Source organism: Uliginosibacterium sp. 31-12 (genome assembly GCF_030548425.1).
In the GTDB taxonomy this organism is placed as follows: domain Bacteria; phylum Pseudomonadota; class Gammaproteobacteria; order Burkholderiales; family Rhodocyclaceae; genus Uliginosibacterium; species Uliginosibacterium aquaticum.
Genome location: NZ_JAUOOA010000014.1, coordinates 1 through 26,495 on the forward strand (window position 1 = coordinate 1; position 26,495 = coordinate 26,495).

General features: G+C 60.6%; 24 protein-coding genes and 2 tRNA genes. 15 read left to right on the forward strand and 11 right to left on the reverse strand.

Annotation, left to right across the window (positions count from 1 at the left end; all coding sequences use genetic code 11):
* The 5 genes from Q3Y64_RS18580 to Q3Y64_RS18600 all read left to right on the forward strand — a co-directional run.
* Nucleotides 1–1,710: type VI secretion system Vgr family protein (locus tag Q3Y64_RS18580; protein WP_303564261.1), on the forward strand; the 1,710-nt coding region annotated here is incomplete at its 5' end.
* Between the two features lie 3 nt (nt 1,711–1,713).
* Nucleotides 1,714–3,996, forward strand: coding sequence for a M23 family metallopeptidase (locus Q3Y64_RS18585; protein ID WP_303564265.1), 2,283 nt, complete (start codon nt 1,714–1,716; stop codon nt 3,994–3,996).
* Nucleotides 3,993–4,526 carry a hypothetical protein gene (locus tag Q3Y64_RS18590; RefSeq protein WP_303564267.1) on the forward strand — a complete coding sequence of 178 codons (534 nt, stop codon included), beginning with the start codon at nt 3,993–3,995 and terminating at the stop codon, nt 4,524–4,526. Before Q3Y64_RS18585 ends, Q3Y64_RS18590 begins: the two co-directional genes overlap by 4 nt.
* Before the next feature lie 274 nt (nt 4,527–4,800).
* Complete coding sequence (locus tag Q3Y64_RS18595; RefSeq protein ID WP_303564270.1) at nt 4,801–6,189, forward strand: hypothetical protein; 1,389 nt, start codon at nt 4,801–4,803, stop codon at nt 6,187–6,189.
* A 356-nt stretch (nt 6,190–6,545) separates the two neighbouring features.
* The gene (locus Q3Y64_RS18600) at nt 6,546–6,860 is read left to right on the forward strand and encodes a contractile injection system protein, VgrG/Pvc8 family (RefSeq protein WP_368506666.1); all 315 of its coding nucleotides are present in this window, start codon (nt 6,546–6,548) and stop codon (nt 6,858–6,860) included.
* A 151-nt stretch (nt 6,861–7,011) separates the two neighbouring features.
* Here the strand turns inward: Q3Y64_RS18600 and Q3Y64_RS18605 are convergent.
* The 11 genes from Q3Y64_RS18605 to orn all read right to left on the reverse strand — a co-directional run bounded on the left by Q3Y64_RS18605 (nt 7,012) and on the right by orn (nt 15,347).
* A tRNA-Pro gene (locus Q3Y64_RS18605) sits at nt 7,012–7,088 on the reverse strand.
* A 60-nt stretch (nt 7,089–7,148) separates the two neighbouring features.
* Nucleotides 7,149–7,523 carry a MerR family transcriptional regulator gene (locus Q3Y64_RS18610; protein WP_303564274.1) on the reverse strand — a complete coding sequence of 125 codons (375 nt, stop codon included), beginning with the start codon at nt 7,521–7,523 and terminating at the stop codon, nt 7,149–7,151.
* Entirely contained in the window at nt 7,507–7,809 is a 303-nt protein-coding gene (locus tag Q3Y64_RS18615; RefSeq protein WP_101944294.1) for an integration host factor subunit alpha, read from the reverse strand. Before Q3Y64_RS18615 ends, Q3Y64_RS18610 begins: the two co-directional genes overlap by 17 nt.
* A 19-nt stretch (nt 7,810–7,828) precedes the next feature.
* Complete coding sequence (pheT, locus tag Q3Y64_RS18620) at nt 7,829–10,204, reverse strand: phenylalanine--tRNA ligase subunit beta (RefSeq protein ID WP_303564276.1); 2,376 nt, start codon at nt 10,202–10,204, stop codon at nt 7,829–7,831.
* Between the two features lie 5 nt (nt 10,205–10,209).
* Nucleotides 10,210–11,244 (reverse strand): phenylalanine--tRNA ligase subunit alpha, encoded by a 1,035-nt coding sequence (pheS, locus tag Q3Y64_RS18625; RefSeq protein ID WP_368506667.1) that lies wholly within the window; start codon nt 11,242–11,244, stop codon nt 10,210–10,212.
* Between the two features lie 93 nt (nt 11,245–11,337).
* Entirely contained in the window at nt 11,338–11,697 is a 360-nt protein-coding gene (rplT, locus tag Q3Y64_RS18630) for a 50S ribosomal protein L20 (protein ID WP_101944211.1), read from the reverse strand.
* A 19-nt stretch (nt 11,698–11,716) separates the two neighbouring features.
* Complete coding sequence (rpmI, locus tag Q3Y64_RS18635) at nt 11,717–11,914, reverse strand: 50S ribosomal protein L35 (protein ID WP_101944212.1); 198 nt, start codon at nt 11,912–11,914, stop codon at nt 11,717–11,719.
* Nucleotides 11,915–12,041: 127 nt separating this feature from the next.
* Nucleotides 12,042–12,566, reverse strand: coding sequence for a translation initiation factor IF-3 (infC, locus tag Q3Y64_RS18640; RefSeq protein ID WP_101944213.1), 525 nt, complete (start codon nt 12,564–12,566; stop codon nt 12,042–12,044).
* 28 nt (nt 12,567–12,594) lie between these two features.
* Nucleotides 12,595–14,511 carry a threonine--tRNA ligase gene (thrS, locus tag Q3Y64_RS18645; protein WP_303564279.1) on the reverse strand — a complete coding sequence of 639 codons (1,917 nt, stop codon included), beginning with the start codon at nt 14,509–14,511 and terminating at the stop codon, nt 12,595–12,597.
* Between the two features lie 162 nt (nt 14,512–14,673).
* Nucleotides 14,674–14,750, reverse strand: a tRNA-Val gene (locus Q3Y64_RS18650).
* A gap of 45 nt (nt 14,751–14,795) precedes the next feature.
* Nucleotides 14,796–15,347 (reverse strand): oligoribonuclease, encoded by a 552-nt coding sequence (orn, locus tag Q3Y64_RS18655; protein WP_303564282.1) that lies wholly within the window; start codon nt 15,345–15,347, stop codon nt 14,796–14,798.
* Between the two features lie 71 nt (nt 15,348–15,418).
* Here orn and Q3Y64_RS18660 point away from each other — a divergent pair, with 71 nt between their 5' ends.
* The 10 genes from Q3Y64_RS18660 to Q3Y64_RS18705 all read left to right on the forward strand — a co-directional run bounded on the left by Q3Y64_RS18660 (nt 15,419) and on the right by Q3Y64_RS18705 (nt 26,446).
* Nucleotides 15,419–16,669: a M48 family metallopeptidase gene (locus Q3Y64_RS18660; RefSeq protein WP_303564284.1), complete on the forward strand. Its 1,251-nt coding sequence runs from the start codon at nt 15,419–15,421 to the stop codon at nt 16,667–16,669.
* On the forward strand, nt 16,666–17,565 hold the full coding sequence (gene rsgA, locus Q3Y64_RS18665) for a ribosome small subunit-dependent GTPase A (RefSeq protein ID WP_101944217.1): 900 nt from the start codon (nt 16,666–16,668) through the stop codon (nt 17,563–17,565). Before Q3Y64_RS18660 ends, rsgA begins: the two co-directional genes overlap by 4 nt.
* An 80-nt stretch (nt 17,566–17,645) precedes the next feature.
* Nucleotides 17,646–18,542, forward strand: coding sequence for a 5'-nucleotidase (locus Q3Y64_RS18670; RefSeq protein ID WP_101944218.1), 897 nt, complete (start codon nt 17,646–17,648; stop codon nt 18,540–18,542).
* Between the two features lie 123 nt (nt 18,543–18,665).
* On the forward strand, nt 18,666–19,460 hold the full coding sequence (locus Q3Y64_RS18675) for a BPSS1780 family membrane protein (protein WP_303564290.1): 795 nt from the start codon (nt 18,666–18,668) through the stop codon (nt 19,458–19,460).
* Nucleotides 19,461–19,505: 45 nt separating this feature from the next.
* The gene (locus Q3Y64_RS18680; RefSeq protein ID WP_101944220.1) at nt 19,506–20,192 is read left to right on the forward strand and encodes an RDD family protein; all 687 of its coding nucleotides are present in this window, start codon (nt 19,506–19,508) and stop codon (nt 20,190–20,192) included.
* Nucleotides 20,189–21,175: a stage II sporulation protein M gene (locus Q3Y64_RS18685; RefSeq protein WP_170023293.1), complete on the forward strand. Its 987-nt coding sequence runs from the start codon at nt 20,189–20,191 to the stop codon at nt 21,173–21,175. The genes Q3Y64_RS18680 and Q3Y64_RS18685 overlap by 4 nt, the downstream gene beginning before the upstream one ends.
* Nucleotides 21,165–22,694, forward strand: coding sequence for a DUF4129 domain-containing protein (locus tag Q3Y64_RS18690; RefSeq protein WP_303564295.1), 1,530 nt, complete (start codon nt 21,165–21,167; stop codon nt 22,692–22,694). Before Q3Y64_RS18685 ends, Q3Y64_RS18690 begins: the two co-directional genes overlap by 11 nt.
* Nucleotides 22,687–24,150: a DUF4350 domain-containing protein gene (locus Q3Y64_RS18695; protein WP_303564298.1), complete on the forward strand. Its 1,464-nt coding sequence runs from the start codon at nt 22,687–22,689 to the stop codon at nt 24,148–24,150. The genes Q3Y64_RS18690 and Q3Y64_RS18695 overlap by 8 nt, the downstream gene beginning before the upstream one ends.
* Nucleotides 24,147–25,118 carry a MoxR family ATPase gene (locus Q3Y64_RS18700; protein WP_101944224.1) on the forward strand — a complete coding sequence of 324 codons (972 nt, stop codon included), beginning with the start codon at nt 24,147–24,149 and terminating at the stop codon, nt 25,116–25,118. Before Q3Y64_RS18695 ends, Q3Y64_RS18700 begins: the two co-directional genes overlap by 4 nt.
* Nucleotides 25,115–26,446 (forward strand): DUF58 domain-containing protein, encoded by a 1,332-nt coding sequence (locus Q3Y64_RS18705; RefSeq protein WP_303564300.1) that lies wholly within the window; start codon nt 25,115–25,117, stop codon nt 26,444–26,446. The genes Q3Y64_RS18700 and Q3Y64_RS18705 overlap by 4 nt, the downstream gene beginning before the upstream one ends.
* Nucleotides 26,447–26,495 lie beyond the last annotated feature (49 nt).

The window sequence follows — 26,495 nt, forward strand, 5'->3', positions numbered from 1 at the left end:
GGCGTCGAGCAAGGAGAGGATGACGCCTTGCTCACCCCGGCCCGCAGCCGGGGCTACGCCAATCAGTTTGAGGCTCAGCGCGTGCATGTACCCTGGCGCCCGGCTTTGCTTGATGGCACTGGGGGACGAATCAATCCACGGCCTACGGCAATGGGCCCGCAAACCGCTACCGTGGTCGGCCCGAATGGGGAGACCACGCCCGGCGAGGCGGGCGAGATCCATACCGATGCACTGCACCGGGTGCGCGTGCAGTTCCACTGGCAGAGCGCCAACCCTGAGCGCAATGAGGCGTGCTCACCCGGCAGTGCCTGGCTGCGCGTGGCGAGCCGCTACGCCGGCAAGGGCTTGGGCGTGCAGTTTGTGCCACGCATTGGTCAGGCGGTGCTGGTGGGGTTTCTGGAGAACGATATCGATCGCCCCATTGTGCTCGGCAGTTTGTATGACGGCGCGGGCGATGAGGGCGTCACCGCCACGCCGGGCGGGCAGGCGTCCTCTCAGTCCTCAGCGCTCAGTCCTCAGCCCTCCTTCCCCCAAGCGAAGGATCACAGCCCCGCACATCAGGGCAATCGTGTCGCCGCCGGCCATAGCCCGGCCTGGCATGGCGAGGCTTCGGCCTATGGACCGATGCGCAACCGCGCTGCACTGTCGGGCTTCAAGTCCTGCGAGTTCAATACCCCACATGCGGGCTATACGCAGCTGGTGTTTGACGATACCGATGGTCAGCAGCGTATTCAGCTGGCCACTACCCAGGCGGCCACGCAGCTGAATCTGGGGCACCTCATCCATCAGGCGGACACCTATCGCGGCAGCCACCGTGGCGATGGCTTTGAGTTGCGCACCGACGCTTACGGGGCGCTACGTGGGGGCCGCGGCTTGCTCATCACCACCTGGCCGATCCAGGCTGCGATCAATCAGGCGCAGAGCGAGCCGGCCGGAGATGCCACCGCCCCCACCGCCCTGCTCAAGCAAGCCAGCGAGCTCTTCAAGAACACCAACCAGATCGCCGCCACACACCAGACCGTGAAGGTCGCCGCCAGCGAGGGTTCAGCCGGGGCGAGCAAGAGTGCGCTCAAGCGCGATCTCGCACCCCAGGCGGCAATGCTCAAGTCTGCCAAGGGGATGACGGATACTCAGTCCTCAGCACTCAGCACTCAGCACTCCGCCAAAGGCGGCAGCGCGGTGCCGCATTCCGAAGACCCATTGCTGACCCTCGCCGGCCGGGGCGGCCTCGGCATCGTCGCCGGTCAGAGTCTGCAATGGGCCAGCGGCGAGACGATCAACTGGGCCAGCGGGCAGGACAGCAACTTCGCGCTCGCCAGCCACCTGCGCATTCACACCGGCCAGGCGCTCGGCCTCCTCAGCAGCGCGCAAGGCAGCGGCCACCTCAAGCTCATCGCCAACAGCGGCCCAGTGCTCGTCCAGGCCCAGGCCGATGCGATGACCCTCGCCGCCAAGGAGCAACTGAAGATGGTCTCCGTCTCCGGCAAGCTGGATATCGCCTCCGCAAAGAAAATCCACCTCGCGGTGGCAGGTGGATCAGCCATCACCATCGAGGGCGGGAACATCACCGTGCAGTGCCCGGGGATGCTCACCGTGCATGCGAGTCAGAGGAGTTTTGTGGGTGGGGCGAAGGTGGAGGCGGCGTTGCCCAAATTCCCGCAAGGGCCGCTGGAATTCAAGTTCAAACGTCGATTCATGTTCTCGGTATAAATCATGCTAATCAGCCCACCCTTTCTACCGACACGCCTGGAGAACGAAGCAGAGGAGGCCTGGCTCAATCGAGCCTTTGAAGTAGCCGCTGGCGAAGGCATGTATCCAGTTAGTAGCAGTTTGTGCTGGCACGGGGGCATCCATCTAAACGCTCCAACAGCTACCGTGGCGAACCAGTTCCTGCCCGTGCGCGCTGTTGCAGACGGCACCGTGGTTTTCCTACGCCGTGGCGAAGCAACGAGAAGCGATGATCCGACCCACGTGCTCAACTACGACGGAGGCTGGACCAGCGACGGTTGCATCGTAATCGAGCACAACACGGAAATCGGCGCGGATGCGCAGAACAATCCCGTGGCGGTTCGTTTCTACTCGGTCTATATGCACCTGATGAACATCCCCACGACGATTCAGCAGGGTCGCCCTATCTATCGCAAGGATTCACTAGGCGATGCGGGCTACATCCGTGGCGAACCGAACCGCATGCACTTCGAGATCGCTTGCGACGCTGCCAATCTGCAACACCTCATCGGGCGCACCACAGGTGACCTGCCCATCACGCAAGACGGGTGCAGCAGCGTGGTGTTTGGGGAGTTGTATTTCCACCTGCCGTCGGGCACACCGATCTATGCCCAGAAGCCCTTGGACAACACGGCTACAGCAGTCTCCTATCAACCACCTCGCCCCACCCCCAACGCACCATTGCCTCCGGTGCAGCCCCTTACGATCCTGACACCCACCACCCTGCCCTGCATTGTTGGCATGCGCTACGCCTGCGGCGAAGGCGTAGCAGCGAATCGCGGCGACCTCACCGTCAGCACCTACCTTGAGGACGGCACACGCTGCGGCGCCGCGCTGCGGGAAGCAGAGTACGAGTACAAGCTCTACACGCGCGCGAAAGAGATCAGCGACGCCTATCCCGCAACCGGCAGGCCCGCACCCAGCGCGGTGCTGGAGTTGCTGCGCTTTGGACGCGTCATCAACACAGCCAACGAAACGCTGACACCAAATGATGTGCCGCACTGGCGCGAGATCGTAATCCCGACCGCAGATGGCACGGGTACGCAACGCGGCTGGGTGAACCTGAACAATCAGGCGCTGGAACAAGTCGTCCGCAAGTTCAGCGACGCCGACTTTCCTCAATGGGCCGGTTGGCGCGTGTTTGATGATGACCTCACAGCGGGAGACAGTCGCTGCGAGTCGACAGCTTTCAAGACGCTTCTGGACATTGATCGCAACGGCGCCGTGACGCCGGACGAACGCCGCACCCGCATGCAAGATGCTGTAGTACAGGCAAAAGCCAAGTGCGCCATCTGCGCCATGCCTTCAGAGTGGAATGCGGCAGATATCGACGCCCGCTGGAGCTGGTTGAAAACCGTCACCGAAGAAAACCCTCTAGCCCTTAGTGAAGAGGACTTTGCTGGGTTCAGTGCGCATGTGCGTGCCTTGTGTGTCGCTGTGCCGGCATTGCATGCGGCGACTTACAGGTTTCATCCGCGAACCTTTATTGAAGCTTTCAGGAAGTGCGGGTGGTTGAGCGCATCGGAGGCTGTTCAAGTACTACCTCGGCGCTTCGTTGGTGAGCACCATGGGACGCGTACGCTCTACCGCTCCTCAATCACCCTCTCACAAGCCCGTGCCCGTATCGGCGGTATGGCGCTTGAGCTTAACCAAACGATGAGAAAGTATTTGATTGAGTCGCGCCAGCGTCAGTCCATCTTTTTAGCCAATGCAATTGTCGAGTCCAGCTACATGGCTCAGTTCTATGAAGGTGGTCGTGGTGCCGGTACTCGATATGGAGACTGGTACGGACGCGGGATCATCCAGATAACCTGGGAAGAGAACTATCTTGCGTACTTCCGATACAGAGGAAGGAATACCTCCAACTCTGCGCAGAACACTGCGTGGCGTGACCGGATCGAAACGGATCTCTATGAGAGGTGTGACAGTGCAGGGTTCTGGTGGGCAAGAAATACCGCCAACCGGCATTCAAGTTCCATAACCGCGAATCAAGCCTGGACAATAACTGTTTGCGAAAATTTTGATTGGCGGCGGCGCCTGTGCGCAGGTGGCTCGACTACGGAAACTCGGCTGTCAAATCCGACACTAGATGTGGTCGGCCGCTTAGTCAACACAGGGGGAGTTAACACGACCGTGAGAGTAAACGGTCTTGTCGAACGGCGAGACATCTTTACTCATGTTCAAACAGTCTTAACTGAAACAGTCTACCCAGATGAAAGCGGCAACCTAACCCGCCTAACCCCTCTTTTCTTTACGGCACAGCGATGAACGCACCGAAGGCATTGACCACTTTCATGCTTGTTTTCCTAGCCACCGCTTGTACGGCTGCACCAAGCCTATCGGCAGCTAATTCGGTAACGATTTATCCAGCAAAGGAGTGCAGTATCGGTGTATCAACAATCGGAGCGGCTATTGCAAAAAAGTTAGACGACCAACGGATCGAACTAACTTGGAAAGCAGGTCAGCTGTCGCTAAAGACTGAACTGCGATTCACATGCAGTACCGCTCAACTAGATCAAGCATTAAGCGAAGCTGGATTTGAACAATCCAAAGGAAAATGGATGCTCTCGGCAAACGGTCAAAACAACAAAGCCTTAGCGGTAAAAACGACAACTTGGTCCGGCTTTTCTGGGACCTACTTCCAAGGGAATGTCTGTCGGGCAGTAGTAGGGGAGTCGGCCAACAAATCGGTAACGTTCACGATCGACTACTGCATTTCCGAACAAGAGTATTCAAAGGCATCACGTCAATTTGAACTACTAGAAAGAAGTGTTGTGCTGAAACCTATTCAGAACTAGCCAGTCCCTTAATCAGATCAATGGTTTTGTTGCACAAATCGCCGAGCATCCATCTTGTGGCCGATAAACTTTCAGGAAGCGCAAGCCGCCGAAGCCGAAATACCGCACCACTAGTTGGAGATCTTTGAGGCGGGGCTCTTCTTTTGGCTAACCAAAACTGATATATATGCACGCAGACGACAACTCAAACGAGGTTTCCGTTATAGTCAACAGCGACGCACCGGAAACATTTAAGAAAAAAAACAGATACCGATAATGTTTTTAAAGAACTGCTATGAAGCATTTTATTTTTATATTTTTATTGCTTGCTCCAGCCAGCCTGATTGCCTCCAGTGGAGAAGGTGAGAATATTGTCGAACGGCCTTCCCCTTCTGCAATAATCAATATTGACAGCCCAATTCAAGATTTCTCCATAGGAGAAAAACACATAAACATTATTCATGTTGTGCCAAACTCACAGCAACAGCTTACTGTATTCGCAATTAAAGACGGCTCTCAATCGTGCACCATTCGCCTCCCCCAAGACGCTGTATTCTCCAGCTCAAAGAAACATCTTATTTATTACAACAATAGCTTTGTGAGAATCGATAATTTAGACAACATCTGCAACACAAACCTCAGTAAAGCAAAAAAAATAACCATAGACAAACACCCTGGATGCCACCGCCTAACAAACCACAACTGCCTAGACATCGACAAAAACGAAAAATACTATGCAATGGCAGAGGATAAATCCAAGGTTGTTTATATCGAAAAAAACGGAACCACATCCAATATAGTAAATATAACAAACTATGTTTTTGATGTAAAGACAGGCCGGCAGGTTATAAAACAAAAATCAAACTCTCTTTACGGCGACTCGATCAGAATTTCGGACGGAGGGGAGTATGTTATTTTTGGAGAAAACCACGGAACCGTTAATGACCTTTCCGCATTCAAACTCAGCACCAGGAAAAACGCTAATAACGACGGAGATTACTCTGATTATGATAGCGCGACATACAGGCACAGCATGCCGGACGACGAAGATCGCGATATAAAATGCCCGCCAAAAAACCCTTGGCCATACTTTGTAACTGAAGACGATAGATCAAAATCATTTTCAGGACTAGACGAAAGCTCTACTAGATTTTCGATCAACATTAAAGGGGATTTTGTTTTTTTAAGAACAATTATTCCAAACCATACTCTACTATTTACGTATTCAAAAACCCATCCCTCTGCGAGTAAAAACACTTCCCCCGTTTTAAACATCCGCAGAATGCCCCCTTGTCTGCCACAAATCTCGCCGAATGACTCCAAATTCAAAATGAAACACCTGAAACTCATCTCCCTGCTCGCACTTGCCCTGTGCCTCACCGCCTGCAAAAGCCGCGAAGAAGAAATTGCTGCCGAGCACGCCAAAGGCACTGCTCTCGTTGAAGACAAGGCCGCCCGCGTGAAAGGCATTGGCGAAGCACTTCAAAGCGACGGCCAGAAAGCAGCGGCTGAACTTTCTACGGGTGTTGGCAAGGTGATCGGCGGGGTCACGCAGGGCATTGACCGCGCCAAGGAAGCCAAGATCACGACCGATGATGGCGCCACAAAACTTGGCGTCAGCAGCGACCGTGCGGTGCTGGAGGTCAATGGCAGGAGGGACAGAACACACTCAAGGCCTATGTAAAGTCTGCCCAAGCGTTCAAAGGCAGTCTGCATCTGCGCGGCTTCGACAACAACAACCGCGAAGTGGGTCGGAGCGCAAAGGAAGAGCGAAGCTTGGCTGCTGATGATGCCGAATACATCGCCTTCACGTTTGATTCGGCCACCCCCATGAATCGCGTAGAGAAGTGGGTGTTGTTCGCAGCAGCCAAATAAAGCTTGGTGGGTAGCGTGCGTACTCCGGCAGCAGTGCAAGGCCCAAAGGCCCAGACCCCCACCGCCCTGCCGAAGCCATGAACCAGGCCTTAGACCCCCGCAGCCTGCCCGCCGCAGCGAGCGCACTGGAGGCGCTGGCCGGCCTGCGTTCCGATACCCGGCTCTATGAATGCGCCATCGAAGGCCTCTCGCGCGTCAAGGCGCCGATCGAGTTCGAAGCCTTCTGCAGTGAGAAGCACACGCAGCTACTGCATGCAGCATCGCGAGAGCGATTTCGATTTCGTCTCGCGCCTGCTCGCGGATCCATTTTCACCGCGCGGACAAGTCAGGAATCCCCGACCTTCTACATGTTGGATGTGGCTTACCTCGACCAACACCGCGCCGGCCGCTAACTTCGTCAGGGAAGTATCGCCCGGAGTCAACGATGCATTACGGCGCTTGATGCGAAAACTGGAAGAGGTACCGGCCGACAGCCAGTAAGAAACCCGTGGCGCCCTCTAGCGAGATCAGATCAGCCCGTTCGCCAGCAGATTAAGCGCACTAGTGTTCGTCAAACGGCAACCAGAAACGATACTTGGCGTTAGATAGCAAAAAGGCCACTCTTCCGAGTGGCCTAAGTGCTTGTTTCTGTTGGTCGGGGCGGCGGGATTCGAACTCGCGACCCCTTGCACCCCATGCAAGTGCGCTACCAGGCTGCGCTACGCCCCGACACAGAAGAGAGATTATAGCAGGAGATTCTAATCTTGCCAGCCTCCAAAGAGGCTTTTCTTATTCGCGCAGGAGGGCAAGGATTGATTGCAGTTCGCTACGCACCTGCGCGTTGGTTGCACGGCCACGCTCGACGATTTCGTCCGTCTCGCGGCGCAGGATCTGGTACTCCTCCAGGCGATTGCGCGCACCACTGATGGTAAAACCTTCGCTGTAGAGCAACTCGCGAATGCGACGCACGAGGAGAACTTCGTGGCGCTGATAGTAGCGGCGGTTGCCGCGCCGCTTGACCGGCTTGAGCTGCGTGAACTCCTGCTCCCAATAGCGCAGCACATGCGGCTTCACTCCGCACAGCTCACTCACCTCGCCAATGGTGAAGTACCGTTTGGCGGGGATAGGGGGAAGCTCTGTTAGTTCTTCAAGCTGATGGTCCATCGCTCAGTTGTTCAACTGCCGTCTTAAGTTTCTGGCTGGCATGGAAAGTCACAACCCTTCTTGCTGTAATGGGAATTTCCTCACCCGTCTTGGGATTGCGTCCAGGCCGCTGGGGCTTGTCACGTAGTTGGAAATTGCCGAAGCCAGAAAGTTTCACTTCTTCACCACGTTCAAGTGCGTTGCGGATTTCTTCGAAGAAACCTTCAACCATGTCCTTGGCTTCACGCTTGTTCAGCCCCACGCGATCGAACAGAAGATCCGCCAACTCAGCCTTGGTCAGCGTGATCCCGTTTGTCTTGCTTTCATCAGGCACGAAGCTGTCCCCCAAGCTCACGCTCTGCGGCACTCACAAGTGCACGCATAGCGTTGTCGATTTCCGTCTCTTCCAGCGTGCGTTCAGTGTGCTGAAGCACCACACGCAGTGCAATGCTCTTGTGATCGGCGGCAACACCCTTGCCCGCATAGACATCGAATACGTCAACCGTCCGGACAATTTCAATCGCAGCCGCGCGCAACACGCGCAACAGATCTGCAGCAGACACTTCCTGTTTGAGCACAATGGCCAAGTCGCGCAGCACAGCCGGGTGACGCAGCAGGTCTGCGTGTGCAGGAACGCCAACGGCCAAGGCTGCGGCGAGATCCAGCTCAAATACGACCGGAGCATTGCCCAATTCGTAGCTTTGTACCAGAGCCGGATGCAGCTCGCCCATGAAGCCTGTCACAGTCCCGTTCACTTTGATTTCTGCCGAACGCCCGGGATGCAGCGCGGGATGCTTGGCAGCAGTGAACTCCGCTTGCTCCCCGAGCAGACGCTCGACATCACGCTTCACATCGAAGAAATCCACCTTGCGTGCGGCCTGCCCCCATTGCTCGGGCGCTACCGCCCCCCAGGCCAGGCCGGCCACACGCTGCGGTTGCGCAGCCGGATCGAGTGGCGTTTCGGCAGCGTTGCTGGCAAAGCAGCGACCCACTTCAAACAGACGTACGCGGCTAGCGCGACGACGCAGATTGGCTGACAAGGCGCCGACGAGACCACCCAGCAGGCTGGAGCGCATCACACTCATCTGGCTGGCGATCGGGTTGGCAAGCTTCACCGGATTGCTGTTGCCGGCGAAATCCTTTTCCCAGGCTGCGTCCACGAAGGCGTAGGAGATCACTTCCTGATAATCCTGAGCCGCCAGCCAGCGGCGCAGGCGATGCACCGGGCGCTCGGTTTCGGTACTGGCCAGCATGTTGGCCGGGCCTTTCGGCGGCAGCGGCTGAATATTGTCGTAACCGTAGACGCGAGCAACCTCTTCGATCAGATCCTCTTCGATGACGATATCGAAACGGTAGCTCGGCGGAGTGACTTCAAGCGCCTCACCCTTTTGCTCGACCTGCATGCCGAGCAGGCGCAACGAAGCCTCGATCTGCTCGTCGGCGATCTCGAAGCCCAGAACCTTGCGGCCACGGGCGGGACGGAAGCTCACGGCAGGACGCTGCGGCAGCTTATCCGCCACCATTGCATCCGTAATCGGGCCCGCCGAGCCGCCGCAGATATCGAGAATCAGCTGGGTGGCGCGCGCCATGGCTTGCGGCGCGAGCTCGAAGTCGACCCCGCGCTCGAAGCGATGGGATGCATCCGAAGAGAAATTCAATGCGCGGGCACGGCCGACAATGGCGTCCGGCTGGAAGAAGGCGGATTCCAGAAAGATCTCGGTCGTCTCATCAGACACACCACTGTCTGCTCCGCCCATCACGCCAGCCAGCGCGAGAGCACGCGCTTCATCAGCGATCAGCAGCATATTGGCAGCCGGCAAGATTTCCTGGCCGTTGAGCAGGGTGAGCTTTTCACCGGCCAGCGGCCAGCGCACGTGGATGGCGCCTTGCAGCCTGGCATTGTCGAAGGCATGCAGCGGCTGTCCGAGCTCCAGCATCACATAGTTGGTGATATCCACAGCAGCACTGATCGAGCGCACACCGCAGCGCGCGAGGCGTGCCTTCATCCAGTCCGGCGTTGCGGCCTTGGCGTTCACACCGGTAATCACGCGCCCGAGATAGCGCGGGCAGCCTTCCGGCGCATCCAGCACCACGGCGCGCTGCTGCGCGTGGCCCACTTCGACGCTGCGCGGCGCGGTAATTTCCGCAGGCGTACCGGTCAGGGCCGCCAGTTCGCGCGCCACACCGGCGAGGCTCAGGCAATCAGCACGGTTCGGCGTGAGCTTGATGGTGATTTTTTTGTCATCCAGCGACAGGTATTCGCGGATGTTCATGCCCACCGGTGCGTCGTCCGGCAGCACCAGCAAGCCATCGTGATCCTGGCTCATGCCCAGCTCGTCGGCCGAGCACATCATGCCGAAGGACTCCATGCCGCGCAGCTTGGCCGGCTTGATCTCGAAGCCAGGCAGCTTCGCACCGACCAGCGCGCAAGGCGCTTTCATGCCTTCGACAACATTCGGTGCGCCACACACGATCTGCAGCGGCTCGCCCTGCCCCACATCCACGCGGCACACGCGCAGCTTGTCGGCATTCGGATGCTTTTCGAAGCTGACAATCAGGCCCACCACCACGCCGGTGAAGGGCGGCGCAACAGCCTCGACCTCTTCCACTTCGAGGCCGGCCATGGTCAGCAGATGACACAGCGCCTCGGAATCGAGCGCCGGATTGCATAGGCTACGCAGCCATTGTTCAGAAAACTGCATGTCGATCAGTCCTGGAATTGAGCGAGGAAGCGCAGATCGTTCTCGAAGAACAGGCGCAGGTCATTCACGCCGTAGCGCAGCATGGTGAGGCGATCCAGCCCCATGCCAAAAGCGAAGCCGGTGTAGTGCGTTGGATCAATACCGCCGTTCTCCAGCACCTTCGGATGGGTCATGCCGCAACCGGCAATTTCCAGCCAGCGGCCCTTGTTCGGGCCGCTCATGAAGGCAAAGTCGATCTCGGCGGAAGGCTCGGTGAACGGGAAGAAGGAGGGGCGGAAACGCACCTGCAACTCATCCGTTTCGAAGAAACGCTGCAGGAAATCAATGATCACGCCCTTGAGGCCGGCAAAGGAAACCTCCTCTCCCACCCACAGGCCTTCGACCTGATGGAACATCGGCGAGTGCGTGGCATCGGAGTCCACACGATAGACACGGCCCGGCGCAATGATGCGCAGCTCGGGCATGCTCGCGGCATCCTTGAATTTCGCCGCATGCATCTGCATGGCGCGGATCTGCACCGGGCTGGTGTGGGTGCGCAACAGCACATCCTTGGCACCGTCGATGTAGAAGGTGTCGTGCATCGAACGCGCAGGATGGTTGTCCGGCGTGTTCAAAGCGGTGAAGTTGAACCAGTCTTCCTCGATTTCGGGGCCGTCAGCCACTTCGAAACCGATGGAGCGGAACAGGGTCTCGAAGCGCTCCTGAGTGCGCACGACCGGGTGCAGGCCACCGCGCCCCATGCCACGCCCAGGAAGGGTCACGTCCAGCGCCTCGGCTGCGAGCTGGGTTTCAAGTTGAGCCATGCGCAGGGCCTCACGACGGGCCTCCAACGCCTGCTCGATGGCACTTTTGCAACGGTTGATCTCAGCCCCGGCGCTCTTGCGCGCCTCCGGATCCAGCTTGCCAAGTCCCTTGAGCAGCTCGGTCAGGCTGCCACTCTTGCCAAGATAGATCGCCTTGGCCTGCTCCAGTGCATTCATGTCGGCTGCAGCGGCGAAGGCGGCGGCAGCGTCCTTGAGCAGTTGATCGAGGTGTTCCACGTCAATACCCGCAATTCTGGTTCGCGGCCTGCTCGGAGCAGGCCAGAAAAGAAAAAAGGAGGCTTACGCCTCCTTTTTTTACTCCCGGACAGCTCAGGCGCCGAGCTGTGCCTTGGCCTGATTGGCCAGCGCCGCAAAGGCGGGCTTGTCAAACACAGCCAGATCAGCCAGCACCTTGCGGTCGACTTCGATCGCAGCCTTCTTCAGGCCGTTCATGAAGCGGCTATAGGTCAGACCGACTTCGCGGGCGGCCGCGTTGATACGGGCAATCCACAGGGCACGGAACTGACGCTTGCGCTGACGACGGTCACGGTAAGCGTACTGACCGGCCTTCATTACCGCTTCTTTGGCGATACGGTATACGTTCTTGCGACGGCCGCGGTAACCCTTGGCTTTGTCGAGGACTTTCTTGTGACGGGCGCGAGCCGTTACACCACGTTTAACGCGAGGCATGTTTTATCTCCTTCCTGAATCAAGCGTAGGGCATCATGGCGTGGATGCGGGCGGTATCGGTGTCATGAACACCGGTCATGCCGCGCAGCTGACGCTTTGCCTTGGTGGTTTTCTTGGTCAGGATGTGGCGCTTGAACGCCTGGCCGCGCTTGACGCTGCCACCCGCACGAACCTTGAAGCGCTTGGCAGCGCCGCTCTTGGTTTTCATCTTGGGCATTTGATACTCCAACGATTTTAGATATGACCCCCGGTGGCTCCGCCTGGAGCGCTTCAACTACCGGAACATCACTTGTTTTGCAGCAATCAGCCGATGCTCTGGCCAGGGCTGCTGCGCCCCTTCAAACTTAAACCTTCTTCTTCGGCGCAATCACCATGATCAACTGGCGACCTTCAAGCTTCGGAAACTGCTCAACCACGATGGTGTCGCCCAGATCCGCCTTGATCCGCTCAAGCTGGCGAATACCGAACTCCTGGTGGGCCATTTCACGGCCGCGGTAACGCAGGGTTACCTTGACCTTGTCGCCCTCTTCCAAGAAGCGGACCATGTTACGCATCTTGATCTGGTAGTCATTCTCGTCCGTTGCCGGGCGCAGCTTGACTTCCTTGACCTGGATCTGCTTCTGCTTCTGCTTGGCTTCGTGAGCCCGCTTCTGCTCCTGGTACTTGAACTTGCCGTAATCCATCAAACGGCAGACCGGGGGCTTTGCCTGGGGGGCGATTTCAACCAGATCGACCTCGGCTTCTTCAGCCATGGCCAGCGCCTGATGAGTCGGAACAACACCAAGTTGTTCGCCTTCTTCACCTACCAGCCGCACCTCGGGAACACCGATTTCCCGGTTGATGCGATGCGAGTTCTTTTCCTGAGCTATGGCAGAAACCTCCTAGAAAAACAAAAAATCAAGCCTCGGCGCCACGGCTTTCCAGCTCGTGTTGCCAACGCTCAGCCAATTCCGTGATGGACATTTGCCCCAGATCCTGACCGCCCCGGACGCGCACTGCGACCTTGCCGGCTTCTTTTTCCTTGTCGCCTACGACAAGCAGGTAGGGTAGCTTTTGCAAGCTATGTTCGCGGATTTTATAGGTAATTTTCTCGTTCCGCAAATCCGATTCGACACGGAAGCCCTTGGCGCGCAACTCTGCCACAACATCTTGCACGTAATCGGCCTGCCCTTCGGAGATGTTCATCACCACCGCATGAGTCGGCGCCAACCACAAAGGGAAGGCACCGCCATGATTTTCGATCAGGATGCCAAGGAAACGCTCAAGCGAGCCAAGGATCGCCCTGTGCAGCATCACAGGGCGGTGGCGGGCATTGTCTTCAGCAACGTATTCGGCGCCAAGGCGCTCGGGCAGCACGAAATCCAGCTGAATCGTGCCGCACTGCCAGGAGCGCCCCAGCGCATCCTTGATGTGATACTCGACCTTGGGGCCATAGAAAGCGCCTTCGCCGGGCAATTCTTCCCACTCCTTGCCGGAAGCCTTGAGCGCCGCGCGCAGACCGTCTTCCGCCTTATCCCAAGTAGCGTCGGAACCGGCACGTTTTTCAGGACGCAAAGCCAGCTTCACCGCCACATTATTGAAGCCGAAATCCTTGTACACACTCATCAGCAGCGCGTCGAAATCGGTTGCCTCGGACTCGATCTGGTCTTCGGTACAGAAGATATGTGCATCATCCTGCACGAAACCGCGCACGCGCATCAGGCCATGCAGCGCGCCAGACGGCTCGTTGCGGTGACAGGAACCAAACTCAGCCAGGCGCAGCGGCAAGTCGCGATAGGAGCGCAGGCCGTGGTTGAAAATCTGCACATGACCCGGACAGTTCATCGGCTTCACCGCGTAGTCGCGCTTTTCCGACTCAGTGGTGAACATGTTGTCGCGGTAGTTTTCCCAGTGACCGGACTTCTCCCACAAAGTGCGATCCATCACCATCGGCGTACGCACTTCCTGATAGCCCGCAGCATTCAGACGTCCGCGCATGTACTGCTCGACTGCCTGCCACAGGGTCCAGCCCTTCGGATGCCAGAACACCATACCGGGCGCCTCATCCTGCAGATGGAAGAGATCAAGCTGCTTGCCAACACGGCGATGATCACGCTTTTCCGCTTCTTCCAGCATGTGCAGATAGGCTTCCAGCTCTTCCTTCTTGGCCCAGGCCGTACCGTAGATACGCTGCAACTGCTCATTCTTGGCGTCACCGCGCCAGTAAGCGCCCGCCACCTTCATGAGCTTGAAGAACTTGAGCTTGCCGGTAGAAGGCACATGCGGGCCGCGGCATAAGTCGATGAAATCGCCTTCTCGGTACAAGGAAATGGTCTGACCTGCCGGGATCGCAGCAATCAACTCGGCCTTGTACTTTTCACCCAACCCGAGGAAGAACTTGACCGCTTCGTCACGACCCCACTCTTCCCGGCTGATGCCGATATCCTTCTTGGCCAGCTCGGCCATGCGTTTTTCAATGGCTTCGAGATCTTCAGGGGTAAAGGGACGGGAGTAGGCAAAGTCGTAATAAAAGCCATGTTCGACCACCGGACCGATAGTGACCTGGGCTTCCGGGAACAGCTCTTTCACTGCATAGGCCAACAGGTGGGCCGTGGAGTGGCGGATAACTTCGAGACCATCGGCATCCTTCTCGGTCACGATCGCCAGCCTTGCATCAGCAGCCATCACATGCGAGGTATCGACCAACTGGCCATCCACCTTGCCAGCCAGCGCAGCCTTGGCCAGACCAGCACCAATCGAGGCCGCAACCTGGGCAACCGAAACCGGTGCCTCAAAACTGCGGACGGAACCATCAGGGAGGGTGATATTCGGCATTGTCTGGCCTCAAGCAATCGAAAATGCGGGCAAAAAAAAAGTGCGGGCTTAGCCGCACTTTTTCAATTTTCTACCAAATCGGGGACGCGCGGCGGTGAGCGCTCAGAAAGCAATCATCACCGTGCGAGTTCGAAACATTTTTAATCCCCGCTTCAGGAATTTTGGTAGGCGCGATTGGACTCGAACCAACGACCCCCACCATGTCAAGGTGGTGCTCTAACCAGCTGAGCTACGCGCCTGAAGAGCTGCGCATTATAGAGATTTTTTTTCGGCTGTCAAAGACTTCAGACGGGAAGCCGCAAGAAATTTGCGCGGTAGTAGCGCAGCTCCTCGATGGACTCACGGATATCGGCCAGCGCGGTATGCGCTTCGCTCTTCTTCACGCCTGCAGCCAGCGCCGGATGCCAGCGCCGTGCCAGCTCCTTGAGGGTGCTGACATCGATATTGCGGTAGTGGAAGTAAGCCTCCAGCGTAGGCATGTAGCGCGCCATGAAGCGGCGATCCTGGCCGATAGTGTTGCCACACATCGGCGTTGTGCGTTTCGGCACGTATTGCGCCATCCACTCAAGATAGAGTGCTTCAGCTGCAACCTCATCCGTGGTGGAAGCCTTCACGCGCTCGATCAGGCCGGACTTGCCGTGGGTATTCTTGTTCCAGTCGTCCATGGCGTCCAGCACAGCCTCTGATTGATGCACGACCACTACCGGGCTTTCGGCGATCACATTGAGGTTCACATCAGTGACGATCATGGCGATCTCGATGATGCGGTCGCGATCCGGCTCCAGCCCGGTCATCTCCATGTCCAGCCAGACAAGGTTGTTCACATCCTGTGCCATATAATCCTCCAGCGCTTGCAAAGCCCGGATTCTCGCATGTACGAGCCTTTTCACCTTAGCCGCAGACCCTCATGACCGCTTCCACGCTGACCGCCCTGTTCTTGCTGGCCCTTTTCCTCTCCAGCGGCATCCGCCTGTGGCTATCGCTGCGCCAGGCCCGGCATGTGGCAGCACACCGCTCAACCGTCCCCGCCGAGTTCGCGGCCAGTATCGAACTGACCGCACATCAGAAGGCGGCGGACTACACACTTGCCAAGGGCCGCTTCGGTCGCATCGAGCTGGCGCTGGGGCTGATCTGGGTATTGGCCCTGACCCTGGGCGGTGGCTTGCAGCTCATGCACGACCTGCTTGCGCAATGGTTTGAGCCAAGCAAGCTGTGGCACGGGCTCGCCCTCTTCGGTTTGCTGTCCGTGGCCGGCTTCGTCTGGGAGCTGCCGGGCTCGCTGTATTACACCTTCGTGCTCGAAGCACGTTTCGGTTTCAATAAAACCACCGCCAAGACCCTCATTCTCGATACGCTCAAGAGCAGCCTGCTGACTGTGTTGATCGGCGGACCTTTGCTGTGGTGCGTGCTGTGGCTGATGCGCAGCATGGGGGCGAACTGGTGGCTGTGGACCTGGGGCGTGCTGATCGCTTTCAATCTGGCGGCGATGGTGATCTATCCGCTCTTCATTGCACCGTTGTTCAACAAGTTCGAGCCGCTCAAGGACGAAGCCCTGGCTGCCCGCATCAACTTGCTGCTGGCCCGCTGCGGCTTCCAGAGCAAGGGCCTGTTCGTGATGGATGGCTCCAAGCGCAGTGCTCACGGCAATGCCTATTTCACCGGCTTCGGAGCGGCCAAGCGCATCGTGTTCTTCGATACCCTGCTCGCCACACTCACGCCTGAAGAAGTCGAAGCCGTGCTGGCCCACGAACTGGGTCACTTCAAGCACCGCCACATTGCCCAGCGTGTAGCACTGTTCGCCGTGCTTTCACTGGCTTTTTTCGCGCTGCTGGGCTGGCTAGCGCAGCAACCGGCCTTCTTTGCCGGACTGGGCGTCGAGGCACACAGCGAAGCGCTGACCCTGATCCTGTTCTCGCTGATCCTTGGCCCCTTCACTTTCCCGCTCACCCCCATGATGAGCTTCTGGTCACGCAAGCATGAGTTCGAAGCGGACGCCTACGCCGTGGCCAATGCCCAGGCAGGGGATCTGGTCTCGGCACTGGTGAAGTTGTATCGAGACAACGCCGCCACCCTCACGCCGGACCCGCTCCATTCGCTGTTCTACGACTCGCACCCGCCTGCCGCGATCCGCATCGGGCGCCTGAAAGCCGCGGCATGAGCGCGCGCCAGATCGGCACGGTCATCGCCGCCTTCGGGCGCCAGTACGCGGTGCGCCTCGCAGACGGCAGCCAGCTGCTGTGCGTGCCGCGCGCCAAAAAGAGCGAAGTCGCCTGCGGTGATCGCGTGGAGCTGGCCATGGCCAGTGCAGATCAGGGCGTGATCGAAAAGATCAGCGAACGCGCCAGCCTTTTCTACCGCGCCGACCAGTGGAAAGAGAAGCTCATCGCTGCCAATGTGAGCCAGGTCGTCGTCGTCGTAGCCACCGAACCCGGCTTCTCGGACGAGCTGATCACACGCTGCCTAGTGGCCGCCGATGCGCAGGACATCCCGGCCCTGATCGTGCTCAACAAGTGCGACATCACCGCCGGGCTGGAGAGTGCGCGCCGGCAGCTCGAAACCTTCGTCAAGGCGGGCCACGACCTGCTCGAGCTCAGTGCCAAGGGCGATGTGGAAGCGCTGCGCACTAGGCTCGCCGGGCATGTGAGCCTGCTGGTCGGCCAGTCCGGCATGGGCAAATCCACGATCACCAATGCGCTGATTCCGGAAGCCGATGCGCGCACCCGCGAGATCTCGGCCGTGCTCGATTCAGGTAAACACACCACCACTCACGCCCGCCTCTACCCTCTGCCCGGCGGCGGTGAGCTGATCGACAGCCCCGGCCTGCAAAGCTTCGGCCTCGCCCATCTGACGAAGAATGAAATCGAGTGCGGCTTCCTGGAAATCCGCGCCCTGCTCGGCACCTGCCGCTTCCGCGACTGCAGCCATATCAAGGAGCCGGACTGCGCGATCCGCGCCGCGCGGGATGGCGGCCAGTTCAACGAGCGCCGCTATGCCACCCTGCTGCAGATCCTCGACGAACACGAGGTGGCACGCAAACACAATCTGGAACATTGATGGGTAGGTGCGACTTCAGTCGCACAAGCCCCCTGTGCGGCCGACTGACGTCGGCCCTACGAACGACAAGGAGCCCGCACATGCCATTCGATCTTTCCGACAAGCTGGTTATCGGCCTTTCCTCCCGGGCCCTGTTCGACCTTGAGAGCGAAAACGCGCTCTACGAGAAGCAAGGCGTAACAGCCTATTCCGACTATCAGCGTGCTCACGAAGATCAGGTGCTCTCCCCTGGCACGGCCTTCCCGCTGGTGAAAGCCCTGCTGGGCCTGAATGAACTGGTGTCAGGCAAGCAGTTTGTCGAAGTGGTGCTGATGTCACGCAATACCGCAGACACCGGCATGCGCGTATTCAACAGCATCGAGCACTACCAGTTGCCGATCACCCGCGCGGCCTTTTCCGGCGGCGAGCCGATCGCCTCCTACCTGCAGCCCTTCAAGGTCGATCTCTTTCTCTCCAAGTCCCAGGATGACGTGCAGAGCGCCGTGAATGCCGGCCTGGCCGCCGCCACGCTCTACGCCCCGCCCACCGCCAACGCCGCGCGGCAGGAACAGATCCGCATCGCGTTTGACGGCGATGCCGTCCTGTTTTCGCCCGAATCCGAATTCATCTACAAGGAAAAAGGGCTGGACGCCTTTTACGCCCATGAACAAGCCCACCGTTTCGACTCGATGCGCGAAGGCCCCTTCGCCAAGCTACTGATCCTGCTCGCCAAGCTGCAAAAGCAGTTTCCGGCCGAACGCTGCCCGGTGCGCATCGCGATTGTCACCGCGCGTGCCAGCCCGGCCCACGCCCGCGTGGTACACACCCTGCGTGCCTGGGGGGTGACGGTGGACGAAGCCTTCTTCCTCGGCGGCGTCACCAAGCATGAAGTGCTCGCTGCATTTGGTGCACATATCTTCTTCGACGATCAGGATGTGCATCTGGCCAGCGCAGCACCGCTGGTGCCCAGCGCCAAGGTACCCTATCGCCAAGCCTGAAGCAGTACCAACCGGATGTCGTAAAGACATGACACCCGGCTCCACCGAACTTGCAGCCGGCATGTCCCTGCGGCATGCTGCCGGGCGATACACACCCCACACAACAGATCAGGGAGCGCTTTCATGCAAACACAGGGCAACAACCCGTACGCACCACCGGCTGCAATCGTTGAAGATGAACAGAACTGGCAGCAGGACGGTCAGTACATCCCCGGTGGCCGCACGGTCAGCGCAGGTCGCGGTGTGTCCTGGTTCGGCATGGGCTGGGAGTTTTTCAAGCAAAGCCCGCTGGGCTGGATCGTGCTGCTGATCGTTTTCGGCGTGCTGTGGATGGTGGTGTCGATGATCCCGCTGGTGAACCTGCTGGCCATCGTGCTCTTCCCGGTACTCAACGGTGGCGTGATGATCGCCTGTGAAAACCAGCGCCGGAATGGCTCCCTCGCTATCGGTGACCTGTTCGCTGGCTTCCAGCAGAAGTTTGGGCCGCTGGCCATCCTCGGGCTGACTTCCTTCGGCGTCATGCTGGTCAGCATGATCCCGGTCATCGCCATCATGGGCTTTGGTTTTGCATCGGCCCTGATGGGTGGCCAACAGATCGACCCCTCAATGATCATGGGCATGATGGGCTCTTTCGGTCTCGCCATGCTGCTGATGGTTGTGATCTCGATGCTGATGTACTCGGCCCTGTGGTTTGCACCGGCGCTGATTACCCTGCAAAACCTGTCTCCCGTAGAGGCGATCAAGGCCAGCTTTGCCGGCTGCTGGAAGAACTTCCTCGCCGGTCTGGTGTATTTCATCACCGCCACCATCCTGATGATTCTCGGTGCCATCCCGCTCGGACTGGGCCTGCTGGTCGTGCTGCCGATGCTCATGGTGTCGATCTACGCCGGCTACCGCGACATTTACATCGAAGAGTAAAACGCCCTCCTTCACGGTGGCACTCACAGGTGCCACCGTACTCCCATGCTCGACACCCTGCGTCACGTCACCACCCCGGAACTCATCGAACTGCAATTGCGCCCGGCGGGCCTCCTGCCGCGCAGCCTTGCCTGGACGATAGACCTCCTGATCCGCATGGCCCTGCTGCTGTGCCTGATTCCACTGACCAGCGGCCTCGGGCGTGCCGGCGGCGGGCTATGGCTGCTCGCCTACTTCCTGCTGGACTGGTTTTACCCGGTTTTCTTCGAAGTCTGGCGCCAGGGAGCTACCCCAGGCAAAAAAGCACTGGGGCTCATGGTGGTGAATGACAATGGCACGCCCGTGGGCTGGGGGGCGTCGCTCTCGCGTAACCTGCTGCGCGTGGCCGACATGCTGCCCATGGCTTACGGCTGCGGCCTTGTCACGATGCTGTGTCATCACGAATTCCGCCGCCTTGGCGATATCGTGGCCGGCACCCTGGTGGTCTATCGCGAGAAACCGGTGGCCCTGCCCGCCCTCGAAAAAACGGCCGCCATCGCGCCTGCAGAGCCGCTCGACCGGGCGACCCAACGCGCCTTGCTGGCCTTTGCCGAGCGCGCCGCGAGCCTCACCCCAGCGCGCCAGGAAGAACTGGCTAGCCTGTTGCCCCAGCTCTCGCAAGGCAGCTATGGCCCGCAGGGCGCGGCGCGCCTGCTTGGCCTGGCGAGTCATCTGATTGGGCGGCGCACATGAAGCAGGACACTTTCGAACTGCATCATCGCCAGGACTGGGCGGCCTTCGAAACCTGGCTGACGTATGCCGCACTACCGCTGCGGCAACGCAATGCACAGCAACCGCCCTTTCCGGCCCACGAGCTGCCACAGCGCTATCGCCACCTGTGCCAGCAACTCGCCCTGGCACGGGACCGCGACTACAGCCTGTCGCTGGTCGAGCGCCTGCACGCCCTGGTCCAGCAAGGGCATGACCTGCTCTACGGTGCGCAAGGCAATCTGGGGCAGCGCGTCTGGCGCTACGCGGCCGGAGGTTTTGCGCGTGATGTGCGCCGTGAGCGCTGGTGGGTGCTGGCGGCAGCCCTGCTGCTGTTCGGCCCGCAGCTGACGATGATGCTGGCGGTGCACCTGAAACCGGATCTGGCTTACCTGATCCTGGATCCGCAGCAACTCAGCCAGATCGAGCACATGTACAGCCACGAGGTGAAGAACCTCGGCCAAGTAGCGCGCGAGGCCTCAACCGATTTCCAGATGTTCGGTTTCTACATCTTCAACAACGTGAGTATCGCCTTCCGCTGCTTCGCCGGTGGCATCAGCGCCGGACTGCTGACGATCTTTGCTCTGGTGCACAACGGTCTGTTCTTCGGCGTGATCGAGATGCGCCTGATTCAGGCCGGGCTGGCGGAGAACTTCCATTCCTTCGTGATCGGCCACAGCGGCTTCGAGATGGGGGCGATCGTGCTCTCCGGCGCGGCCGGCCTGCGCCTGGGTTTCGCGGTGCTGGCACCGGGCCAGCGCACCCGCAGCGCCGCCCTCGCCCACACCGCCCGCAGCCTCATCGGCATGGTCTGCGGGCTGGCAGTGATGCTGGTGATCGCAGCCCTGATCGAAGCCTTCTGGTCTCCTTTGCGCCTGGCCTTCCCGATCAAGCTCGGTGTGGGCAGCCTGCTGATCCTCACCCCCTTGTTGTACTTCCTTTTTGCCGGGAGGCGTGATGGATCTTGAACGCCTGTCGGTCACCCTGCGGCCACGCAATCACTGGGAGGCCATCGATCTGGGCGTGCGCTTCGCGCTGAGCCGCGCCCGCCCACTGTATGCCGCCTGGTTCGCGCTGACACTGCCGGTGCTGGCTGCGCTGACGCTGATCTTTGCCTTGTGGCTGGGCGAGATCTCCTGGGTATTGCTGATCATGTGGTGGCTCAAGCCGGTCTTTGACCGGCTCGCCCTGCATGTGGTGAGCCACGCCGTGTTCGGCGAAATTCCGAGCCTGCGCCAGAGTCTGCATGCCTTGCCGGGCCTGCTGCGCAACTCGCGCCTGCTGGCCGCCCTCACCTGGGAGCGTTTCAGCCTGACGCGCAGCATCCGGCTGCCGGTGGATCAGCTTGAAGGCCTGCGCGGCAAGGCCGGGCGCCAGCGCAAGAGCCTGCTCGGCCGGCGCATCGGCAGCGCCGCAACCTGGCATACGCTGGCCTGGCTGCATCTGGAAACCATTCTGTGGACCGGTCTGCTGGGCCTTGTCTGGCTCCTGATCCCGGAAGACCTGATGCCGGCCGGGGTGACGCTCTGGAAACTCCTCACGGCGCAGCCACTTTGGTTCTCCTGCCTGCTCTACCTGCCACTGCTGGCCTGCAGCCTGCTGCTGGAGCCGCTCTACGTGGCGGGCGGCTTCATGCTCTATCTCAAGCGCCGCACCGATCTGGAAGCCTGGGATGTCGAGCTGCAGTTCCGCCGCCTGGCCCTGAGCCACACCGCGCGCAGTGGCCTTGCCTCGGTATGCGTCGCGATCCTGCTCGGCCTGTTGCTCGGCGTAGCAACGCCGAGCCCGGCCGAGGCGGCCGACAGCGCAAGCCTGCGTGAAACGCAGATCAGCCAGTCCGGCGAAACCATCAAGCAGGTAATGCAGGACCCGGCCTTCGGCAAGGAAGAAACGGAACGCCGCCTGCACTGGCGCAGCAGCGATGAACCCAAAAACAAGGATGCCTTCAAGCTGCCGGACGGGCTGCGCGGACTCTTCCAAGGGCTGGAGGGCTTTTTCGAGTGGATCGGCAAAGCCCTGGCGATGCTCGGACGCATCGGCGGCTGGTTGCTGATCCTGGCGGCTCTGGGGTTGCTGCTGTATCTGGCCAGTCGCTTCGGTTGGTTCAGAAACAGTGGGGAAGCCAAGGCGCCGCCCGCCGAACTCGCCGGTTTCGATATCCGCCCGCAGTCCCTGCCGGATGATCTGGCCAGCGCCGCACACGCCCTGCTCACCGCAGGCGATGCGCGAGGAGCCTTGAGTCTGCTCTTCCGCGGCAGCCTGTCGCGCCTCGCCCATCGCGAGCAGGTCGCCTTCGCCCGCGGCGACACCGAGGGCGACTGCCTCGACCGCACCCGTCAGCAAGCCGCCGCCCGCGCGCCATATCTGGCCCGCCTGCTCGGCTGCTGGCAGCGCCTGGCCTACGCCCATCAGGTGATTCCGCCGGCCGAAATCGAAGCCCTGTGTCAGGACTGGCGCAAGCACTTCGAGGAGGTTTCGCGTGGATAAGCGCAGCCTCCTCACCGCCCTGCTCGCACTGTGTGCACTGGCATTTGCCGGCTGGTACGTGACCGAGCATCTTGAATGGCGCGAAGAGAAATCGCGCAGCGGCTACTCGCCAGAAGCACGCACCAACACCTGGCATGCCGGCCAGCTCCTGCTGGGCCGCCTGGGCTATGCGGCGGACTTCGCCAGCACCGAACGGGCGCTCGACCAGCTCGCTCCGCAAGGCACCCTGATGCTCTCCGGCATGGATCGTTTCGCCGACCCGGAACTGCGCACCAGGCTGCTTGACTGGGTGAAACGGGGCGGCCACCTCGTACTGCCGCTCAGCACCGAAGACAAGGATCGCGAGCTCCTGCGCGAATTGCAGATCGACATTCGCGGCGGCCTGCAGACCGGCGGCGAACTGATCGGCGCGATGAGTGAGAAATTCGGCGTGGATATCGATCTGATTGGCCGGCGCAAACTCAGCGCCGAGGGTCACGCCGCGCAGCTTGTGCTCCACGATGCGCCGGTTTTCCGTGCCGGCCTCTTCGCAAAGCGCCCCGGCGAATGGCAGGCCAGCCTGCGTGGAAGGCTGTCCGGAGACGAAAACCAGCCGGACGTGTTCGAACCGCTCAGCGAGGACGAGCAGGAGCCTCCGCCTGCCCACAGCGAAAGCAGCCCCAATCCACAGCCGGCCGCGCCCGCTGAAGCCGATAGCGAAGCGGTGCCAGGGGAGTCTCGCAGCGAGCTGATTCCGCTGGCCGACAGCCCGCCTGCGCCGCCAGAAGCAGCCGCTCCGGCAAGCGAGGAGGACACGCCAGATGCCGCCGAGGAAGACGAGCCCGCCCACGTTGAAACCCTCGCCCTGTATTCTCGCTTCCGCCTTGGTGAAGGCATGGTCACCGTCGGCAGCTTCGCGCCCTTCACCAACGAGCGCATCGAGAAGTTTGATCACGCCGCCTTCTTCGTGCGTCTGCTGACCCTGCCGACCGGGCCGCGCCCGGTACTGATGCTGGTGCTGCCACCTTACCCGGGCCTCTTCAGCTGGCTCATTGATCACGCGCCCGAGGCCTTGCTGGTTGCCACCCTGTTGCTGCTGGCCGCCTTGCGCCGGGTGATGCCGCGCTTCGGCCCCTTGCTGCCGGATGCGCCGCCGCAGCGCCCGGGCCTGCGCGAGCACCTCGCCGCCAGTGGTCATTTCCTGCTCCGCCAGCACTGCTACGAAGCCCTGCTCGCCCCGCTGCGCGAAGCCGTACTGCGCCAGCTCGACGGGCTGCAGCATCGCCACCCCGAAATCGAGGGCCGCGAGCAACTCGGCGAACACCTTTCCGGCATCAAGGCCGCCGACATCCAGCGCGCCCTGAGCCCAGATCCTGCCAACGCGCATGAATTCCTGCGCCGCGCCCGCATCCTTGCCACGCTGCGCCAGCAATGCCGCCTGCTGCAACGCCCATCCCTTCCCGGAGCCGAACCATGAGCCTGCCCACCACGCCGCTTGAAGCCACCGAACTCGCCCGCGCCCTGCGCCAGGAACTCGGCCGCGTCTTCGTCGGCCAGAGCGCCGTCGTCGAACACACCCTCTGCGCGCTGGTCGCCGGCGGCCACATCCTGCTCGAGGGCGTGCCCGGTCTCGGCAAGACCCTGCTGGTCAAGGCACTCGCCAAGACCTTCGGCGGCCAGTTCTCGCGCATCCAGTTCACGCCCGATCTGATGCCCGCCGACGTCACCGGCCACACCCTGTTCGATACGCGCAGCAGCCAGTTCGTGATCCGCCGCGGCCCGGTCTTCGCCAATCTGGTGCTGGCCGATGAAATCAACCGCGCGCCGGCCAAGACCCAGGCCGCCCTGCTCGAAGTGATGCAGGAAGCCCAGGTCACCATCGAAGGCAAGACGCTTCCGCTACCGCCGCCCTTCCTGGTGCTCGCCACCCAGAACCCGATCGAGCAAGAAGGCACCTACGCGCTGCCCGAAGCCCAGCTCGACCGCTTCCTGCTCAAGGTGCTGATCGACTATCCGAGCCTGGATGAAGAGCGTGCGCTGGTTGCCGCTTCCTGCACCGGCCGCACCGGCGACAAGCTGGAAGTCGAAGCCGTGCAGCAGGTTGCTACACCGGAGCAACTCATCGCCATGCAGCAAATTGCCGCCGGCCTGCGCATCGACGAGGCTGTGCTGGACTATGCAGTACGCATCGTGCGCAACACCCGCGAATGGAGCGGAATCGCCATCGGCGCCGGCCCGCGCGGTGCGATTGCGCTGGTGCGTGCAGCCCGTGCCTCAGCCCTGCTCGCCGGGCGCGAATTCGTCACCCCGGATGATGTGAAGCGTGTTGCCCTGCCGGCCCTGCGTCACCGCATCAGCCTCGTACCGGAAGCCGAGATCGAAGGCCTGTCGATCGACAGCGTGCTCACCAGCCTGCTCGCCCGCACCGACGCTCCACGCGCATGATGCTGCCCGCCAAGGCCCTGCTTGCGGCCCTCGCCGCCTGGCTCGTACTGGCCATTGCCAGTGCCATCGAACCCGCCCTGCAGCCGCTCGATAACGCCGCGGGGGGAGCGCTATTGCTGTGGGCGGCGGTGGACTGGTTGCGCGCGCGCAGCGAAGCCCAGCCTGCCGCCCAGCGCGTGGTGAATGCCACACTCGCCGTCGGAGAATGGGCACAGGTGGAACTGCGCTTTCATTGGGCACACCGCGTGCCAGCAGAGCTCAGCGTGTTCGATCACCATCCCTCCAGCTTTCAGCAGGAAGGGCTGCCCGCAGCCGTTCGCACCGCCGGCAATAACGCTCAAGCCCTGCGCTACCGGGTACGCCCGCAGGCCCGCGGCGATCACGCCTTCGGCCGCATCGAACTGCGCATCCGCTCGCCCTGGGCGGCCTGGTTGAGGCAAGTACAGGTCGCCGAAACGCAAGAGGTGCGCGTCTATCCCAACTTTGCACCGTTGGCCCGCCACGCGCTGCGCGCGGTGGATTACCGCAATGCACGCTTCGGCCTGCAGCAAAGGCAGCGACGTGGGCAGGGGATGGATTTCTCGCAGCTGCGCGAATATCGCGAAGGCGACTCGATGCGCCAGATCGACTGGAAAGCCACCACGCGCATGGGCAAGATGATCTCGCGCGAGTATCAGGATGAGCGCGACCAGCGCATCCTCCTCCTGGTCGATTGCGGTCGGCGCATGGGCGCCAGGGAAAACGAATCCGGGCAAACCTCGGGAAGCGATCTCTCGCACTTCGATCACGCGCTGGACACGGTGCTGATGCTTGCCTATGTGGCGCTCTCGCACGGCGACCGCGTTGGCCTGATGACCCTCGGCGGCCCCGAACGCTACCTGCCGGTGCAGCACTCGGCCGCCACCGTCAGCCGCATCCTGCGCGAGACCTACGATCTGCAACCCACGCTGCAGGTCAGCGATTTCGAACGCGCGGCCCAACAACTGTTGCTGCGTGAGCGCAAACGTGCGCTGGTGGTATTGATGACCAATCTGCGCGATGAAGATGATCAGGGCCTGCTGGCTGCTGCGCGCCTGCTCAGCAGCCGCCATCTGGTGCTGGTCGCCAGCCTGCGTGAAGCAGCCCTCGATGCGGCGCAGGACGAAGGCATCCAGGACGCCTTCGATGCTGCCCGCGTCACCGCTGCGGTGGACTACGCGCGGCGCCGCGAAGCCACGCTGCGGCGGCTACGTGCGGAAGGCGTACTGTGTCTGGACGTAAAGCCCGAAGATCTGGCGATCGAAACGGTGAACCGCTATCTGGCGGTCAAGGCGGCCAACCGGCTGTAACAGCCGCTCTCCGCCCAGAAGCTTACGATCTCACTGCGAGACCGTGAGC

Bases quoted from the DNA above. Each gene is read 5' to 3' on its own strand.
- Q3Y64_RS18585 (WP_303564265.1), top strand. From the start codon at position 1,714: ATGCTAATCAGCCCACCCTTTCTACCGACACGCCTGGAGAACGAAGCA.
- Q3Y64_RS18590 (WP_303564267.1), top strand. From the start codon at position 3,993: ATGAACGCACCGAAGGCATTGACCACTTTCATGCTTGTTTTCCTAGCC.
- Q3Y64_RS18595 (WP_303564270.1), top strand. From the start codon at position 4,801: ATGAAGCATTTTATTTTTATATTTTTATTGCTTGCTCCAGCCAGCCTG.
- Q3Y64_RS18600 (WP_368506666.1), top strand. From the start codon at position 6,546: ATGAATGCGCCATCGAAGGCCTCTCGCGCGTCAAGGCGCCGATCGAGT.
- Q3Y64_RS18610 (WP_303564274.1), bottom strand. From the start codon at position 7,523: ATGGACCATCAGCTTGAAGAACTAACAGAGCTTCCCCCTATCCCCGCC.
- pheT (WP_303564276.1), bottom strand. From the start codon at position 10,204: ATGCAGTTTTCTGAACAATGGCTGCGTAGCCTATGCAATCCGGCGCTC.
- rplT (WP_101944211.1), bottom strand. From the start codon at position 11,697: ATGCCTCGCGTTAAACGTGGTGTAACGGCTCGCGCCCGTCACAAGAAA.
- rpmI (WP_101944212.1), bottom strand. From the start codon at position 11,914: ATGCCCAAGATGAAAACCAAGAGCGGCGCTGCCAAGCGCTTCAAGGTT.
- thrS (WP_303564279.1), bottom strand. From the start codon at position 14,511: ATGCCGAATATCACCCTCCCTGATGGTTCCGTCCGCAGTTTTGAGGCA.
- orn (WP_303564282.1), bottom strand. From the start codon at position 15,347: ATGGCACAGGATGTGAACAACCTTGTCTGGCTGGACATGGAGATGACC.
- Q3Y64_RS18660 (WP_303564284.1), top strand. From the start codon at position 15,419: ATGACCGCTTCCACGCTGACCGCCCTGTTCTTGCTGGCCCTTTTCCTC.
- rsgA (WP_101944217.1), top strand. From the start codon at position 16,666: ATGAGCGCGCGCCAGATCGGCACGGTCATCGCCGCCTTCGGGCGCCAG.
- Q3Y64_RS18670 (WP_101944218.1), top strand. From the start codon at position 17,646: ATGCCATTCGATCTTTCCGACAAGCTGGTTATCGGCCTTTCCTCCCGG.
- Q3Y64_RS18675 (WP_303564290.1), top strand. From the start codon at position 18,666: ATGCAAACACAGGGCAACAACCCGTACGCACCACCGGCTGCAATCGTT.
- Q3Y64_RS18680 (WP_101944220.1), top strand. From the start codon at position 19,506: ATGCTCGACACCCTGCGTCACGTCACCACCCCGGAACTCATCGAACTG.
- Q3Y64_RS18685 (WP_170023293.1), top strand. From the start codon at position 20,189: ATGAAGCAGGACACTTTCGAACTGCATCATCGCCAGGACTGGGCGGCC.
- Q3Y64_RS18690 (WP_303564295.1), top strand. From the start codon at position 21,165: ATGGATCTTGAACGCCTGTCGGTCACCCTGCGGCCACGCAATCACTGG.
- Q3Y64_RS18700 (WP_101944224.1), top strand. From the start codon at position 24,147: ATGAGCCTGCCCACCACGCCGCTTGAAGCCACCGAACTCGCCCGCGCC.
- Q3Y64_RS18705 (WP_303564300.1), top strand. From the start codon at position 25,115: ATGATGCTGCCCGCCAAGGCCCTGCTTGCGGCCCTCGCCGCCTGGCTC.